This window comes from Vibrio sp. L85 (assembly GCF_963871815.1).
GTDB lineage: Bacteria > Pseudomonadota > Gammaproteobacteria > Enterobacterales > Vibrionaceae > Vibrio > Vibrio harveyi.
Map to the genome: position 1 here is coordinate 1 of NZ_CAWMYL010000067.1, position 386 is coordinate 386.

The 386-nt window shown below is 42.7% G+C and carries 1 protein-coding gene; it reads right to left on the reverse strand.

Features of this window, described 5'->3' with window-relative positions:
- Positions 1-386 (reverse strand): transposase (locus AACR11_RS08265; protein WP_189338769.1); only part of this gene is annotated, 386 nt, incomplete at both ends.

The window sequence follows — 386 nt, forward strand, 5'->3', positions numbered from 1 at the left end:
TCAATTGACCTTCCAATACCGTCTGTCTTATCAATTCTTCAAGGTTTTCACCTGCTCTAAAGCTGACGAACTCTAAACCATCTTTGCAGATCAGACATTCGTACGGATCGACGTTAGCGTATTTCTTCAACATGCTGGCATAGCAAGGAAGCGCTGGTGCTTCCTTGAAATGTTTATCCGGGATATGTTCTATGAGCCGACAAATCAAATCCTCAGCGGTTAAAGTCAGCATCTCTTTTTTTCCACTACGATGATTGAGGTATTCGAACGTCAGCTGTCCTCCTTTACTGTAGTGATGCAAGCGAGAGCCTGAAATTGGGGGACGCTTCAAGTAGCGACCTAAATAATTGATTGTTTTATGCTGTTGGTCTGTCTTCTTTCCAAAA